The organism is Paenibacillus sp. FSL K6-0276 (assembly GCF_037977235.1).
Taxonomy (GTDB): Bacteria; Bacillota; Bacilli; order Paenibacillales; family Paenibacillaceae; genus Paenibacillus_AQ.
On sequence record NZ_CP150276.1, the window covers coordinates 3,075,080 to 3,089,581 of the forward strand.

Genomic DNA, 14,502 nt, shown 5'->3' on the forward strand with positions numbered 1-14,502 from the left:
GAACCAGGAAATGGGATCAATAGATCTAACACGTAATATAGCTTGGTATTCCAAAAAATAGGAACCTATTAAAAGATTGAGAGCACCCGTTTGTTTAAATGGGGGCTCTTTTATTTATGGAGCGCAAGCTGATGCTTGCTATAGAGCTTCAGGCTTACGATCTGTAATAATTGCACCTGAATTTGCCATTAATCCACTATCTACAGCTTTGTCCAACTTGATAAAATGTAAGCGCAATCATATAATCTATCAATTGGAGGAGTACGGCATGAAAAAGATTGGTGTAGGTTTTATATTCTTATTTGTGATGTGCGCAGCATTATCCACTACTGCGTTCGCTAAACAGCCTTATTCATCCTACTGGTTTCCAGAGCAATTGCTTCAGTGGACTCCTGCATCCGACCCGGATGCGGCATTCAACCAGAGCACAATCCCGCTGCAAGACCGCTTTGTGACAGATGGAGTTAACTCTCATGCGACAAAAGCGCCGAAAGTTATGGCTCTATCAGCACTGAACTCGGGAACAAGTGGTGTGCCATCACAGGGTTCGGACAAATTTGGAGCTAACACGTTTACTTATTGGCAGTATGTTGACAAGCTTGTCTATTGGGGCGGATCTGCCGGTGAAGGGATCATCGTACCGCCAAGCGCTGATACTATCGACGCGGCTCATAAGAATGGCGTGCCGATCATCGGAACGGTATTCTTCCCGCCAACCGTGTATGGAGGGAAATTTGAATGGGTGAAGCAAATGCTTCAACAGAACAGCGACGGCTCCTTTCCTGCCGCAGATAAGCTGATCCAGGTTGCGAAGTATTACGGATTTGACGGTTGGTTCATTAACCAGGAGACTGAGGGTGGAACACCAGCTGACGCACAGCAAATGAAAGCTTTCCTAAGTTATCTAGAATCGCACAAATCTGCATCTATGCACATCGTATGGTACGACTCCATGACCAAGGAGGGCAGTATCAATTGGCAAAATGCACTAAATGACAAGAATGCAATGTTCCTGCAAGACAATAAGAAGCAGATAACAGACAATATGTTCCTGAACTTCTGGTGGAAAGATCTTAAAAGCTCAGCAGAGAAGGCCAGAAGCTTGGACAGAAGTCCGTATGACCTGTATGCAGGCATCGATGTTGAGGCCAAGGGTTACGATACGAAGGTGAACTGGAATCTGCTGTTCACGGATGGTCAACCTGCAGTCACTTCCCTTGGTATTTACCGCCCGGACTGGGCTTTTAACAGCGCGGAGAGTATGGAGGACTTCTTCGCACGCGAGAACAAATTCTGGGTGGGGCCAAACGGGAATCCGGGCAATACCGCGAGCGATCAGGCCTGGAAAGGAATCGCGAACAATGTGGTAGAATCATCCTCTGTAAATGAGCTGCCTTTCATCACCAACTTCAATACAGGAAGCGGACAGAAATATTATGTTCTAGGGAAGCAGGTTCGGGATAAGGGATGGAATAACCGAAGCCTGCAGGATATCCTGCCAACATGGCGCTGGATCGCAGACAGCAAAGGAACATCGCTTACTCCGGAGCTCGATTGGTCCGATGCGTATTACGGCGGCAGTTCGCTGAAGGTATCAGGTGATCTAAGCCATAACAATGCGACACATCTGAAGCTCTACAAGACAGACCTTAAAATCGAAGCAAGTACGAAGCTGTCAGTCACGTATAAAACACTGAACAAGCCAAGCCTGAAGGTGGGTCTTGCTTTCGCAGACCAACCCGACCAATTTGTCTTCCTTAACGTGAAGGATAAGACAGAACCAGGCTGGACTACCGAAACATTGAATTTGACCCCATACAAAGGGAAACGGATCGTAGCGTTGTCACTTTATTTTGATACCAAGGACACGATTAGTGATTATTCCATTCAAATAGGCCAGCTCTCCATCCAAAATGCCAACGACCCGATAAAAACGCTGCCGGCAGTTAGCGAACTGAAGGTCACTCAATCCGATTTCCGCGATGGAATTTATGGAGATGCTAGATTGGAGTGGAAACAGCTTGACCAGCAGGTGAAGCAATACGAAATCTATCGTGTACTGCCAGATGGCAGTGAGGTGCTAATGGGTGCAACGCCAAATCATGTGTTTTACGTTCCTGAGATGAGAAGAATAGACAAGGAAACAGTCACAGTATTGAAGGTCGTTGCAATCAATGGAAGATACGAGCAAGGTCAGACATCCAGCGTGAAGATCAGCTGGCCAGCTTATCCGAAGCCGATTGCGGAGTTCAAGGCTGATCGGACCTTGGTGGCTCCAGGTGAGAGCGTAAACTTCACCGACCTGTCGACCGAAGTGACAGAAGAATGGTCATGGAACTTCGAAAGCGGAAGCCCAGCTGTCAGCACATCGAAGAACCCGATTGTAACGTTCAATCAGGAAGGCGTGTATAGCGTGACACTGACTGCAACCAACAGTTCGGGCCAAGACACAATTACGAAAAAGGCGCTCATCACAGTGAGCAAGGAAGCTGGTGCGGTGAAGAATTTAGCACTTGGCAAAACTGCAACAGCCGATCATGCATGCGGGGAAAAAGAAGGAGCACCAAACGCCGTAGACGGTAAAGTGACGGATAACAGCAAATGGTGTGCACTTGGAAATCTGCCTCATTGGCTTCAAGTCGATCTCGGAGCCGAGCATCAAATCAGCTCTTTTATCATCAAGCATGCTCAGAGCGGAGGAGAATGGTCCGGGTTTAATACCAGCGATTATACCATTCAGGTGAGCAGCGATGGAACGAACTGGACTGATGTCGTCAAAGTCCAAGGAAACTCAGCAGCCGAGTCGACAGACGCGATTGCATTGGTGAAAGCCCGCTATGTAAAATTATTGATTCTTAAGCCCACGCAGGGAGCCGATACTGCAGCGCGAATCTATGAGTTTGAAGTCAAGGGACTGTAATTCCAATATTAAAGCAAATAAACCGTACGCCTAAATAAAGGGCTGTGGTTTATTTGCTATAACTAGCCTCGTCTCTCTTTACTAGTCCGCGATGTTCACACTCCGAATGCATTCTAATGATAGCTAGAAATCAAAAAAAGAACCTGAGTTGTTTATCAGGTTCTTTAATATTGCATATGAACAGACACGATGATATAATCGGATCACGACTACCGCGAGTTTAATAGACATAGTTTTTGCATCTTACGTTAATAATGTACCATGCTGCTAAACTCTTGTCAAATGTTTTTTCTCAATTTAATGGTTAGGAGAGATTTCGAATGAGTTCTTTGGTTCTCGGTTTTCAGGAAGTGGAAAATACGCAGCTATTGCTCGTTGGCGGAAAAGGGTTGAATTTAGGGCGTTTATCAAAAATTGAAGGAATACAAGTACCAGAAGGATTTTGTGTTACAACAGTGGGTTATCAAAAAGCCATAGAACAGAACGAAACGTATTATGCTTTGTTGGATCGATTAACTATCCTAAAAGTAGAAGATCGAGATCAAATTAGTGAAATCAGCAGGAAGATTCGACAAGTCATTATGGAAGTAGAAATTCCTTCGGATGTTATGAAGTCAGTTACTCACTATCTCTCTCAGTTAGGTGAGGAACATGCTTATGCAGTGCGTTCTAGTGCGACTGCTGAAGATTTACCACATGCCTCTTTTGCAGGTCAACAAGACACCTTTTTAAATATCATCGGCGTCGATGCCATCTTGCAGCATATCAGCAAATGTTGGGCTTCACTATTTACAGATCGCGCGGTAATCTACCGTAAGCAAAATGGATTTGACCACAATCAGGTTTATTTATCTGTTATTGTGCAAAAGATGGTTCTCCCACAGGCCTCAGGAATTTTATTTACCGCTGATCCGATGACTTCTAACCGAAAGTTGCTATCCATCGATGCCAGTTTTGGGCTTGGAGAAGCTCTGGTCTCTGGGTTAGTATCTGCCGATTGTTATAAAGTACAGGAAGAAGAAATCATTGATAAGAGGATTGCAACCAAAAAATTGGCTATCTATGGACTAAAAGAAGGTGGAACAGAAACCCGGCAGATCGATATCGATCAGCAAAAGATTCAAACACTTACGGAACAACAAATTTCACAACTGGCACGCATAGGTAGAGAGATTGAAGCTTATTTCGGTTACCCACAAGATATCGAATGGTGTTTGGCCAACGATACATTTTATATTGTTCAGAGCCGTCCAATCACTACTTTATTTCCGATTCCTGAAGTGAATGATCAAGAAAATCACGTTTACGTATCTGTCGGGCATCAACAAATGATGACGGATCCCATGAAACCACTAGGGTTGTCATTTTACCTGTTAACGACTCCTGCACCTATGCGTACAGCTGGCGGAAGATTGTTTGTTGATGTGACAACACATCTGGCTTCGCCTGTCAGCAGAGAAATGATAATTAATACCTTGGGGAAATCCGATCCGCTCATAAAAGACGCACTCATGACCATCGTAGCGCGAGAAGATTTTATAAAATCGTCACCAGATGTTAAAAAAGTACCTAGTCCCAATAAAAGCAATGAAGGGATATCGTCTGCGGATTCTCAAGCACAAATCGATAGCGATCCGACAATCGTTACTGATTTGATTAAGAAGAGTCAAGCATCGATAGAAGAGTTACAACGACACATCCAAACGAAATCTGGATCAGATTTATTTGATTTTATTCTAGAAGATCTACAGCAATTAAAGAAGTTTCTATTTGACCCACAAAGTTTGGGTGTGATTATGGCGGCTATGGATGCTTCATCATGGATCAATGAAAAAATGAATGAGTGGTTAGGTGAAAAAAACGTAGCAGATACGCTTTCTCAATCTGTACAGGGCAATATTACTTCGGAAATGGGTCTTGCGCTATTGGATGTCGCAGATGTGATTCGTCCTTATCCAAAAGTAATTCATTATTTACAGCATGTAAAAGATGAAAACTTCTTGGATGAGCTAGTTAAGTTTGATGGTGGACAGGAAACGCAAGACGCTATCCAGGCATACCTCAACAAATACGGAATGCGATGTAGCGGAGAAATCGATATTACTAAAACTCGTTGGAGTGAAAAACCAACTACTCTTGTCCCCATGATTCTCAGTAACATTAAAACCTTTGAGCCTAATGCTAGCGATCGGAAATTTGAGCAAGGGCAACAGGAAGCTTTGGAAAAAGAACAAGTGTTATTAGAACGATTGAAGCGATTACCGGATGGTGAACAAAAAGCCAATGAAACAAAACGAATGATCGACCTAATCCGGAATTTCAGCGGTTATCGGGAATATCCCAAATACAGTATGGTTAATCGCTACTTCGTTTATAAGCAGTCTCTACTGAAAGAAACTGAACAACTCGTACAAGCGGGCGTTATTCATGAAAAAGAAGATATATACTATCTCACTTTTGAAGAACTTCACGAAGTCGTAAGCACAAATAAACTGGATTACCAAATCATTAGCAAACGAAAAGATGAGTACAAATTATATAAAAAACTAACTCCACCACGTGTTATCACGTCTGATGGTGAAATCATTACAGGTGAGTACAAACGTGAAAATCTCCCAGCCGGAGCAATCGTAGGTCTAGCTGTTTCTTCTGGAGTTATAGAAGGACGAGCACGTGTCATCTTAAACATGGAAGAGGCAGATCTGGAAGATGGAGATATATTAGTCACCTCATTTACTGACCCTAGCTGGACAACATTGTTTGTATCCATAAAAGGCCTAATCACAGAAGTTGGTGGTCTGATGACCCATGGAGCAGTTATCGCACGTGAATATGGATTACCAGCAGTTGTCGGAGTGGAGAATGCTACCAAGCTGATAAAAGATGGGCAACGAATTCGCGTGCACGGAACAGAGGGGTATATCGAGATATTATAATGGCTGAATACGTCATGTATGGCCTTTGTCATAGTGGACGGCATTAATGCAACTTGTCATGGATAAAAGGGCGGTATTTAAGACACCGGCGTGGCCAGAATGAATCGAAGGGAACACCCTTAATTCTCGTCCGATGACTTAAACGCTAATAAGGAATGGTCCGCTAAAGAGAAAATGAGTTGAGCCAACTCATTGCTTGATATAATGAATTTTCCTAGTATCCACTCCTGTATAATCGCTAAGCTTCCATTAACCAAATAAGCATAAGTAAACCGTTTCATATTTTCAGGAACGTCAAGCTGAAGGTGATTGTCAATATTCATCAGTATTTCATTAAGCAAACGTTTTGAAAACAACACGTTATCATTTGATTTGAGTAGCATAACGGCAAACAGATCATCATTCTTTTTGATGTAATCTAAAAAGGCCAATATATAAGTAATGCCCCTGTCATTAGCTTCGATTTTTTCTAGATATTCACTTGTGTTATCAATAATCTCCTGCTCTACATGTTCTAGCAGCTCATATGCATTTGCATAATGCAAATAAAAGGTAGAGCGATTAATGCCTGCTGACGTGCATAATTCTTTTACACTGATTTGACTTATGTTTTTTTCTTTGAGCAGACTAATCAAGCTCTGCTTCAGCAGCAGTTTGGTTAACCTTTCACGTTGATTCATCGTAGATTCGCCTCCAATATAATAAAGTTTTTATATAATCGACAGATTACCTTAAACTGTCTAAGTCACATCAGTTCGATAATCAACTGGTGGTTGTTAAATAGACACTGTGTCTGTATTCTGAAGGGAGACGATTGACTTGTCAATAAACTTATGATGCAGGTGATGAATATGGTGAAGAAAAAACGCGTCATGATAACAGGTGCAGCGGGCAATATGGGTGGCGAAACATTAAAGTTACTGCGAAACGATTTAGCGAAGTGCGAGCTATTACTCTTTGATTTAGACAATTCAACCAGCCGCCAAAAGCTGAAAGAATATGAGGGACTAAATGGTGTTAAAGTAGTCTATGGCGATTTACTAGACCGCAACCTGGTCTATGAATGTGTGAAGGATGCCGACATTGTGCTCCATATCGCTGCTTTTGTATCTCCTGCTGCAGACGAGTTTCCCGAACGAACCATGCAGATTAATTATGGTTCAGCGAAAAATATCGTCGACTCCATTAAGAAAAGTGGTCGTGCCCATGTAACGCGTTTCGTAAATATCGGCACAATTGCGGAGACGGGTGACCGTATGCCGCCGATCCATTGGGGGCGTGTGGGCGACCCTCTCAAACCAAGTGTTTACGACTACTATGCCGTTTCGAAAATTGCCGCTGAGCGTATGGTAATTGAATCAGGACTAAGTTATTGGGTAAGCCTCCGCCAAACGGGTATCATGGGTCCAGCGATGAGCAAGATAGAAGACCCTATTATGTTCCATAACTGTCTGGAAAATGTGCTTGAATACGTATCTGACCGGGATTCAGGACGTTTAATGCGGAACCTGTGCATCCAAGATATTGATGGAGAACTAGAGGATGGATTTTGGCAGCACATTTACAACATTGGCGGGGGCGAGAGCTGTCGAGTCAGCACGCTTGAGATGTATCGGGTGCTTTATGGAAAGCTTGGAATAACGAATCTCGATTATGTAATTGACCCCAAATGGTATGCAACACGGAATTTTCACGGACAATATTATTTGGATTCTGACAAGCTGGAGAACTATTTTCACTTTCGCCGTGATTCAATAGATTATTTCTATCAAAGCTACCTCGATAATCTTGGCGCACTTGTATCTGTAGCGAAAGTCATTACGAAGCTGCCCGGAGGACAAAAATTCATGGGTGCGATGATTAAGCGGACGATGAAAAAGCAGGCTGTGAAGGAACGCGGAACGATACGTTTTATCGAGGATAATGACATTGAGAAAATAGACGCTTATTGGGGCAGCAAGAACAACTGGGAGGCGATTCCTGCAAAGGTGTCCGAAATGAAGAAATTCGGGAATTGGGATAAAGTCATCAAGCTTGATCACGGCTACGATGAAAATAAGCCAGCATCACAATTAAATTTAGAAGATATTAAAGGTGCTGCGAAATTTCGTGGTGGTGAATGCCTTTCAAGTGACATGAAAACGGGGGATTGGACGGGCAAACTCGATTTCAAATGTGCGTTCGGCCATACCTTTACCGCAAGTCCCAAGCTTATGCTAGAAGGTGGACATTTCTGCCCGCAGTGTGAACTCGAAAGCTGGAATTACAAAGAACGTGCAAAGCGTGAACCGTTCTTTGCCCAGGTGTGGAACCCCATTCAAGATAAATCAGACGGACGCGAGTATAAGAAATCGTATCAGAATTAGATGGTATCGAGAAGTGAGGCAATAAATTCAGTTAACTAAATAAGCACTGGAGTTTTCTGAAAAAATTGGAGATCTAATCGCCTTGAGGGAGCTTACTCTGCGTGAGATCGCAGATGTGGATGAACGACTGGAGGCATGGGATCGGGATGAATCGCTATGTGGGCCTTGGCGCAGGCGTAAGGTAATTTTCGTCTGTATAAGATATGGGCTCCAGATCAGAACGATAAATCCTGTGCGGGTTTCGCATTGCCCATCGGTTAACTATCTGCTACGGAACGCCCGTCATATGGATATACTTATTATGGTTGATTTTGATCCGGATATTATAGATCAAGTACTTTAGCGTAACCGGAGTACGATATGAACTTTCAAATTACACAAGATGCCGCCTTAGAAAACTAAGGGCGGTATTTTTATTATGTAGAGCGAATTTATTCGTCAAAGTCCTTGACTGTCACAGTAGTATGATATACAACGCTATTGAGAGGTGATGATATGAGTGAGAACAAAATTACATCCGACCTTCTACGCGGACATACCGATACGATGGTTTTACGGCTCTTGTTCGAAGCTGATCGCTATGGATATGAAATTGTTAAATTAATTGCTGAGCGCTCTGGGGGCGAGTATGAATTAAAAGAAGCCACGATGTATAACCGATCCCACGCTGGGTTCGGCTATTAATAATATAAATTTCGTGAAGAAGATACAGAGATGCGTACATCATGTAATATAGATGGAACAATAACGAAGGCAGGTCACCTATGAAGCGAAAACACTGGATGCAAGGTTCGTTGTCAGACGCTCCGAATGTAAGCTGGCGAACTGTTCAGCTCCGGTTAGGAGGGCTACCGCAGAATCCGGATAGCGTTATTTTCAATAAACAAAGAGAAGCTGGATTTTGAATTTCTTGCATAAGCACGGCACTATTATGGAAAACTTCTGTAGTGCGAATAAACAGCATAATTCCATTTTTGGGAGGTGACAATTATGAGCAAACCGGATAATCGCAAGGATAACGTTGAACACTTGCAAAACGCGATTCAGAACACGATAGAAAACTACCAGGAAGCGAACGATTATCTCGAAGAATTTGGAGATGAAATTTCAGCACAAGAAAAAACTCAAATAGCTGAAAAAAACAAACGCCGTGAACATAGCATCTCCGGATTTCAAGAAGAAATCAAGGACGAATCAATGCACCAGCAAAACTCATAATAGGAGACTTATTTTGATTTCCTAGGAGGTTAACAGTATGACAAATCAGGATCCGAAAGAGCTTCTAAAGCAAAAACACGAGCTTGATGAGCAAAAAAGACAGTTCACAAATTTTGCCCGAAGTGCTTGCGGCAATGGTGAGTTAGAAGCAGGCCAGGAATTTAGTATTGACCGACTGCCTGACGAACAAAACCGTATGAAATCTGTTGAGAACAGACAGGATTGATCTTAAGAAAGCTTTAAAAATAAGCCGATCCTTTTCTGGATCGGCTTAGAAAATGATTATTACTTTGTCCCTAAATGTGTTTTAGAAACCTAGTGACTCTCCTATAGTTGGAAGCTTTACCTGTGGAAATAAGCTGATCGGCTGTTTGAGTAGAGGATGGAACTGCGGTGTAGTGACACGGCACTTTCTAGTAAGTAACGTCTTATTCTCTGGCTGTATGCTGGAAATAAAAGATACCGGCAAAGAAATAGCCCCTTTGCGGAAGGGGAAACCGTTTCAATTGTTCAGTTTTCTGAAAAGCGGTATACGTCTTAGCGGCAAAGAGCGGAAACTATGGTTCTTCCACTATATACGATATGCTGCAGCTGCCTCCAACAGAAAGGTAAAGTTTATTTGTATGGTGATAATTATCATGATGAATTCGTAATGGAGGACCCTTTTTCATTAGAGCATCAGCTTGATACAATTGTGAATTTATTACTTGGCACTAGTAAATAGTTTGATAGTTATGCTTAAGTCACTGATGCATATGGAATATTGATATCAGGACAACAAGCAAAATAGTGCCGGCGGCACAGTGAGTGAGCGAAGCGGAGCTTTTATCCGTTTCGCTTTTTTTTGTACTAATTTTTATGAGGAATTCACATGACAAGAGAAGGGCAATAAATCTAAAGATTTAGTCGATGATTATAAAAGAACGCTATACTCGGCTGTTTTGATTAACTACAGTTTTTATAGTTATTTTTGTAATAAGTGTGCTCATGGTGTTTGTGTCCGTAACCTTGGTCAGACGATTTCCTAAGACCGTAATGCTGCTTCCGACCACTGGAGCTGTTGTGATGAAGTCCATGCTTGTTATGGTGGACAGACTCTGAGATTTTTCGGAAAAAACCCGGTCGCGAGGTTACTAATATTTTCTTTACTGAGCTGTTATGGAATAACTCATCTAATTTTACAAGTAAAAAAGGATAAAATTCCATGTTTATTATAGCGGTACTAAAATATATTATTTGCAGGCTTAACAAATGAACTCTTAGAGATTATGGGGGGATCGAAAAGAGTGTTAAAACCCAGACTGGAAGCGATCACATATTTTGAGAGGTGGAAAATGATGTCATTAAAACCTTTAAATGCGATAGCTCTATCCTTCTTGCTTCTTGTAATAATATGTCTATTCCACATACCGACAACTTTTGCTGCTACTAGTTATACAAAAACGACGGAAATCAAAGATGGTGTAACCTATTCGGTCATAACCGTCAACTACACAGGGGACGACGCAGGACCAGCGGTTAATGAAGCGATTGCAGCCGCCCAAAATGCCACCAAGCCGGTAATTTTAGATTTTCCTACAGGGACGTATAACTTTAATGATTCATCTGCCATTAGTGCTCAGTACTATATTTCAAATGCCTCAACAGCAGCGCAAACACCAGGTGGGTGGAGAAAGATAGGGCTATTATTTAAAAATATAAACGACATCACGATCCGGGGTAACGGATCAACGTTATTATTCCACGGTGTAATGACACCTATCGTGTTTGACCACGCTACGAATGTGAATATGAATAACATTAGTTTTGACTTTAAGCGACCTGTTATGTCCGAACTGACCGTAGCTACAGTTGGCAGTACGTATTTCGAAGCAGATATTCATCCAGATTCGTTGTATAAAATCACGAACAACATGCTTCAATGGACTGGAGAAGTTGATAGTAACGGCAATCCGATCGATAATTGGGTAGCTGGCGGTTATGCAAACGTCACGCAAGTTCAGGGATATAATCCCAATACAAAAGAAACATGGAGAACTTCGAACCCTTTATCCAGCGTGGTTAGTGTCCAGGATTTAGGGAACAGAAAAGTAAGATTTAACTTTAACTCCGCTCCAATAGCAGTAAATGGATATACTTATCAGCTTCGCAATGATATACGAAAAGAACAAGGCGCTGTTATCTACAGAAGCAAAGATGTAACGTGGACAGGGGTAAGCTTCCACGCCGCCCCAGGGCTTGGGATCGTAGGACAATATAGTGAGAATCTTGACTTTGAGAATTTAAATTTCGCTCCGAAAGCTGGGAGTGGTCGTACGAACGCTTCTATGGCTGATTTCATGCAATTTTCCGGGTGTAAGGGCGAAATTAAAGTCAATAATTCCAACTTTTTCGGAGCTCATGACGACCCGATCAACGTTCACGGAACTCATCTTCGAATCGTTGATAAACCAGCTTCCAACCAGATTAAAGTAAGATTTATGCACTCTCAGAGCTGGGGATTTGATGCCTTTGCTGTTAACGACACGATTGATTTTATAGACGGGTCCAGCTTGCTTGCTGCTGGCAACGCTACAGTGACAGGAGTGACACGAGTAGACGATTACAATATTCTTCTTACTCTTGATAAAGATGTTCCAAACACGGTGAATGTAAATAGCTTCTATGTAGAGAACGTTACCTGGACTCCGAATGTTACAATTACAGGATCAACATTTGAATCCTTCTCGACTAGAGGTATTTTGATGACTACACGAGGAAAAGTTATAATTGACAATAATACATTTAATAGAGCACCAATGAGTGCAATTTTAATAGCTGACGACGCGAGTAGTTGGTACGAATCAGGAATGGTGAAAGATGTAACGATTAGCAATAACAGATTCAATTATGGAGGAAATTCAGTAATTAGCATCGAACCAAGCACTTCCTCAACGAACCCGGATAAAACAGTCCATAGTAATATCAGTATTGAAGGTAATACCTTTAAAAGGAACGGAAATACGAGTATTTATTCCAAAAGTGTTAACCGTTTCAAGTTTAACAATAATATTATAAAGGAAGGAGGATTGCAGCTTAATTTTCAAGGGTCAAAAGATGTTGTTATTCAAGGAAATACCTTTACACAAAACGGGGTAACGAAGAGCATATCTCTATCTAATATGTATACGAATACAGATACTATAGATGCAGCGCAAGGTTTTTCGATATCCAGAAGCAATAACTATGTTCCCGTAATTCCAAATCCGAATGTAAATCTATCCCTAACTGCAACAGCAACTGCTTCAAGCCAAATGAATAACGATTTTATACCAAGTAATGCGAATGATGGAAGTACGATTTCGAAATGGGCTCCACGAACCGGAACAAGTGTTAACGAATGGCTCCAGATGGACTTTGGATCTAATAAAACGTTTAATCAGGTTGTTATTAGTGAGTTTTTGAACCGGACAACGGAATATAAGCTTCAGTATTACAGTGGTACCAGTTGGATTGATATTGCCAGCGGGACTACAATAGATAAACCTATTACACACTCATTCGCTGGAGTAACAGCCCAGAAAATCAGGTTTTTAATTACAGGTACACAAACGGACTCAAACGGTTGGGGGAGAGAACCGAACATAACCGAATTCGAAGTATATGAAGTGCCGATGCTTGAAGGAATAACAGCACCGGCATCCATCACTGGAGTGGCCAACGGAACAGCGAAGACAGCTGTGGCTCTTGGTTTGCCCGCAACAGTCGAACTGTTGACCAATAAGCGAAGTCTAGAAACCAAAGTGGCATGGGATGTGGATACTTCAACCTATATTCCATCTGCAACGACAGGACAGACGTTCACAGTTAGCGGAGTGGTAACCTTGCCTAACGGAGTATTAAATCCGAACAACGTAGAGTTAACAACAAGCATAAGTGTGACTGTATTGCCATCACCTCAAGTGTCTCAGGTTACTTTAACTGGACTGCAGAAGGTTCCCGCTAGTCAAACATTTGATCTCACAATGGGATTGAGCAACGTTACGCAAAGTGTGTACCAATCGGTAACTGCTCAAGATTTGACGCTACACTATGATCCCGTGAATGTACAGTTCGAAGCGGTTACATCACTGAAGGACGGATTCCAAGTCATAAGTACGAAGGAGAAAGTCCCAGGACAAATCCGGATAATAGTTGCCAGTGTGGGTGCGGACGTGCCAGCCCAAGGCGATTTGCTATCATTTGAATTTAAGGCAAAATCCGTATCTCAGGAAACCAGTACGACCATTTTTGTTGACCATGTTGTGATTGCTAACGGAGAGGGGAATGAGCTGCAGGTCGGTGGAGCCTCCCACGAGATTCAAATAAGTATAGCAAGTACACCTGTAAATAAAACTCTCTTGAATACGTTGATCACAAGCGCTCAAGCTAAGTACAATGCAGCAGTGGAAGGCAATGAGGACGGTCTTTATACGAATGGCTCCAAAACGATATTGCAGTCGACGATCGATACGGCCCTTACGATAGCAAATGATCCGAATGCTTCTCAACAGCTGGTGGATAGCGCGAAGGCTGCAATGGAAACAGCAATTCAAATATTTGATGCCAAGAAAATAACTGCAGATGTCAATGGAGATGGAAGTATCTCTATTGGAGACTTGGCAATTGTTGCGAAAGTTTACGGTTCACATCAGGGGCAAGCGGGCTGGAATGAGAAAGCGGATGTAAATCATGACGGTACGGTTGATATTATAGACCTTGCAATCGTAGCCAAAGCGATACTGCAATATTAATAATTACTAGAAAGGCCCTAAAAGACCACGCTCGTTTGAGTTTTGATGAACGGAGTGGTCTTTCAATTTTTACTCAATTTGATAATACAAGAAATAGTGATGAAGAATAAACAAGTGGTCACGATCAGAAAAAATAAAAGACATATCAATGAACGGACGGTTTATTTTACGATGAAGGAAAGGAACTATTACTTAAACTGGCTACAATGTGCAAATCTGTTCGGAGAACTCGATTGTGCCGCTACAGTATGCACCGGCGGCCAACGGATACGAGGAGAACGTACCAAAAA

The 14,502-nt window shown here is 42.2% G+C and carries 9 protein-coding genes and 1 pseudogene; 9 read left to right on the forward strand and 1 reads right to left on the reverse strand.

The features are described 5' to 3' along the window. Window positions 1-268: 268 nt before the first annotated feature. Both MHH52_RS14500 and ppsA read left to right on the forward strand, forming a co-directional pair. Window positions 269-2,920 carry a discoidin domain-containing protein gene (locus MHH52_RS14500; RefSeq protein ID WP_340003317.1) on the forward strand — a complete coding sequence of 884 codons (2,652 nt, stop codon included), beginning with the start codon at window positions 269-271 and terminating at the stop codon, window positions 2,918-2,920. 320 nt (window positions 2,921-3,240) lie between these two features. Next, window positions 3,241-5,856, forward strand: a complete 2,616-nt coding sequence (ppsA, locus tag MHH52_RS14505) for a phosphoenolpyruvate synthase (protein WP_340003318.1) — start codon at window positions 3,241-3,243, stop codon at window positions 5,854-5,856. 119 nt (window positions 5,857-5,975) lie between these two features. On the opposite strand, the gene MHH52_RS14510 is transcribed toward ppsA, so the two are convergent. After that, the gene (locus tag MHH52_RS14510; protein ID WP_340003319.1) at window positions 5,976-6,536 is read right to left on the reverse strand and encodes a TetR/AcrR family transcriptional regulator C-terminal domain-containing protein; all 561 of its coding nucleotides are present in this window, start codon (window positions 6,534-6,536) and stop codon (window positions 5,976-5,978) included. Between the two features lie 153 nt (window positions 6,537-6,689). Between MHH52_RS14510 and MHH52_RS14515 the strand changes: the two genes are divergently transcribed. The 7 genes and pseudogenes from MHH52_RS14515 to MHH52_RS14545 all read left to right on the forward strand — a co-directional run bounded on the left by MHH52_RS14515 (window position 6,690) and on the right by MHH52_RS14545 (window position 14,212). Continuing rightward, window positions 6,690-8,222, forward strand: coding sequence for an NAD(P)-dependent oxidoreductase (locus MHH52_RS14515; RefSeq protein WP_340003320.1), 1,533 nt, complete (start codon window positions 6,690-6,692; stop codon window positions 8,220-8,222). An 82-nt stretch (window positions 8,223-8,304) separates the two neighbouring features. Then, window positions 8,305-8,565 (forward strand): hypothetical protein, encoded by a 261-nt coding sequence (locus MHH52_RS14520; protein ID WP_313638788.1) that lies wholly within the window; start codon window positions 8,305-8,307, stop codon window positions 8,563-8,565. Between the two features lie 152 nt (window positions 8,566-8,717). Continuing rightward, window positions 8,718-8,879 (forward strand): annotated as a pseudogene (locus MHH52_RS14525) (helix-turn-helix transcriptional regulator); the annotation flags it as partial. Window positions 8,880-8,986: 107 nt separating this feature from the next. Then, complete coding sequence (locus MHH52_RS14530; protein ID WP_340003321.1) at window positions 8,987-9,127, forward strand: hypothetical protein; 141 nt, start codon at window positions 8,987-8,989, stop codon at window positions 9,125-9,127. 85 nt (window positions 9,128-9,212) lie between these two features. Next, window positions 9,213-9,440 (forward strand): small acid-soluble spore protein Tlp, encoded by a 228-nt coding sequence (gene tlp, locus MHH52_RS14535; protein ID WP_340003322.1) that lies wholly within the window; start codon window positions 9,213-9,215, stop codon window positions 9,438-9,440. Between the two features lie 37 nt (window positions 9,441-9,477). Then, the gene (locus MHH52_RS14540) at window positions 9,478-9,666 is read left to right on the forward strand and encodes a hypothetical protein (RefSeq protein WP_340003323.1); all 189 of its coding nucleotides are present in this window, start codon (window positions 9,478-9,480) and stop codon (window positions 9,664-9,666) included. Window positions 9,667-10,774: 1,108 nt separating this feature from the next. After that, on the forward strand, window positions 10,775-14,212 hold the full coding sequence (locus MHH52_RS14545) for a discoidin domain-containing protein (protein ID WP_340003324.1): 3,438 nt from the start codon (window positions 10,775-10,777) through the stop codon (window positions 14,210-14,212). Window positions 14,213-14,502 lie beyond the last annotated feature (290 nt).

Coding starts and splice junctions, on each gene's coding strand:
- MHH52_RS14500 (WP_340003317.1), top strand. CDS start 269: ATGAAAAAGATTGGTGTAGGTTTTATATTCTTATTTGTGATGTGCGCA.
- ppsA (WP_340003318.1), top strand. CDS start 3,241: ATGAGTTCTTTGGTTCTCGGTTTTCAGGAAGTGGAAAATACGCAGCTA.
- MHH52_RS14510 (WP_340003319.1), bottom strand. CDS start 6,536: ATGAATCAACGTGAAAGGTTAACCAAACTGCTGCTGAAGCAGAGCTTG.
- MHH52_RS14515 (WP_340003320.1), top strand. CDS start 6,690: ATGATGCAGGTGATGAATATGGTGAAGAAAAAACGCGTCATGATAACA.
- MHH52_RS14530 (WP_340003321.1), top strand. CDS start 8,987: ATGAAGCGAAAACACTGGATGCAAGGTTCGTTGTCAGACGCTCCGAAT.
- tlp (WP_340003322.1), top strand. CDS start 9,213: ATGAGCAAACCGGATAATCGCAAGGATAACGTTGAACACTTGCAAAAC.
- MHH52_RS14540 (WP_340003323.1), top strand. CDS start 9,478: ATGACAAATCAGGATCCGAAAGAGCTTCTAAAGCAAAAACACGAGCTT.
- MHH52_RS14545 (WP_340003324.1), top strand. CDS start 10,775: ATGATGTCATTAAAACCTTTAAATGCGATAGCTCTATCCTTCTTGCTT.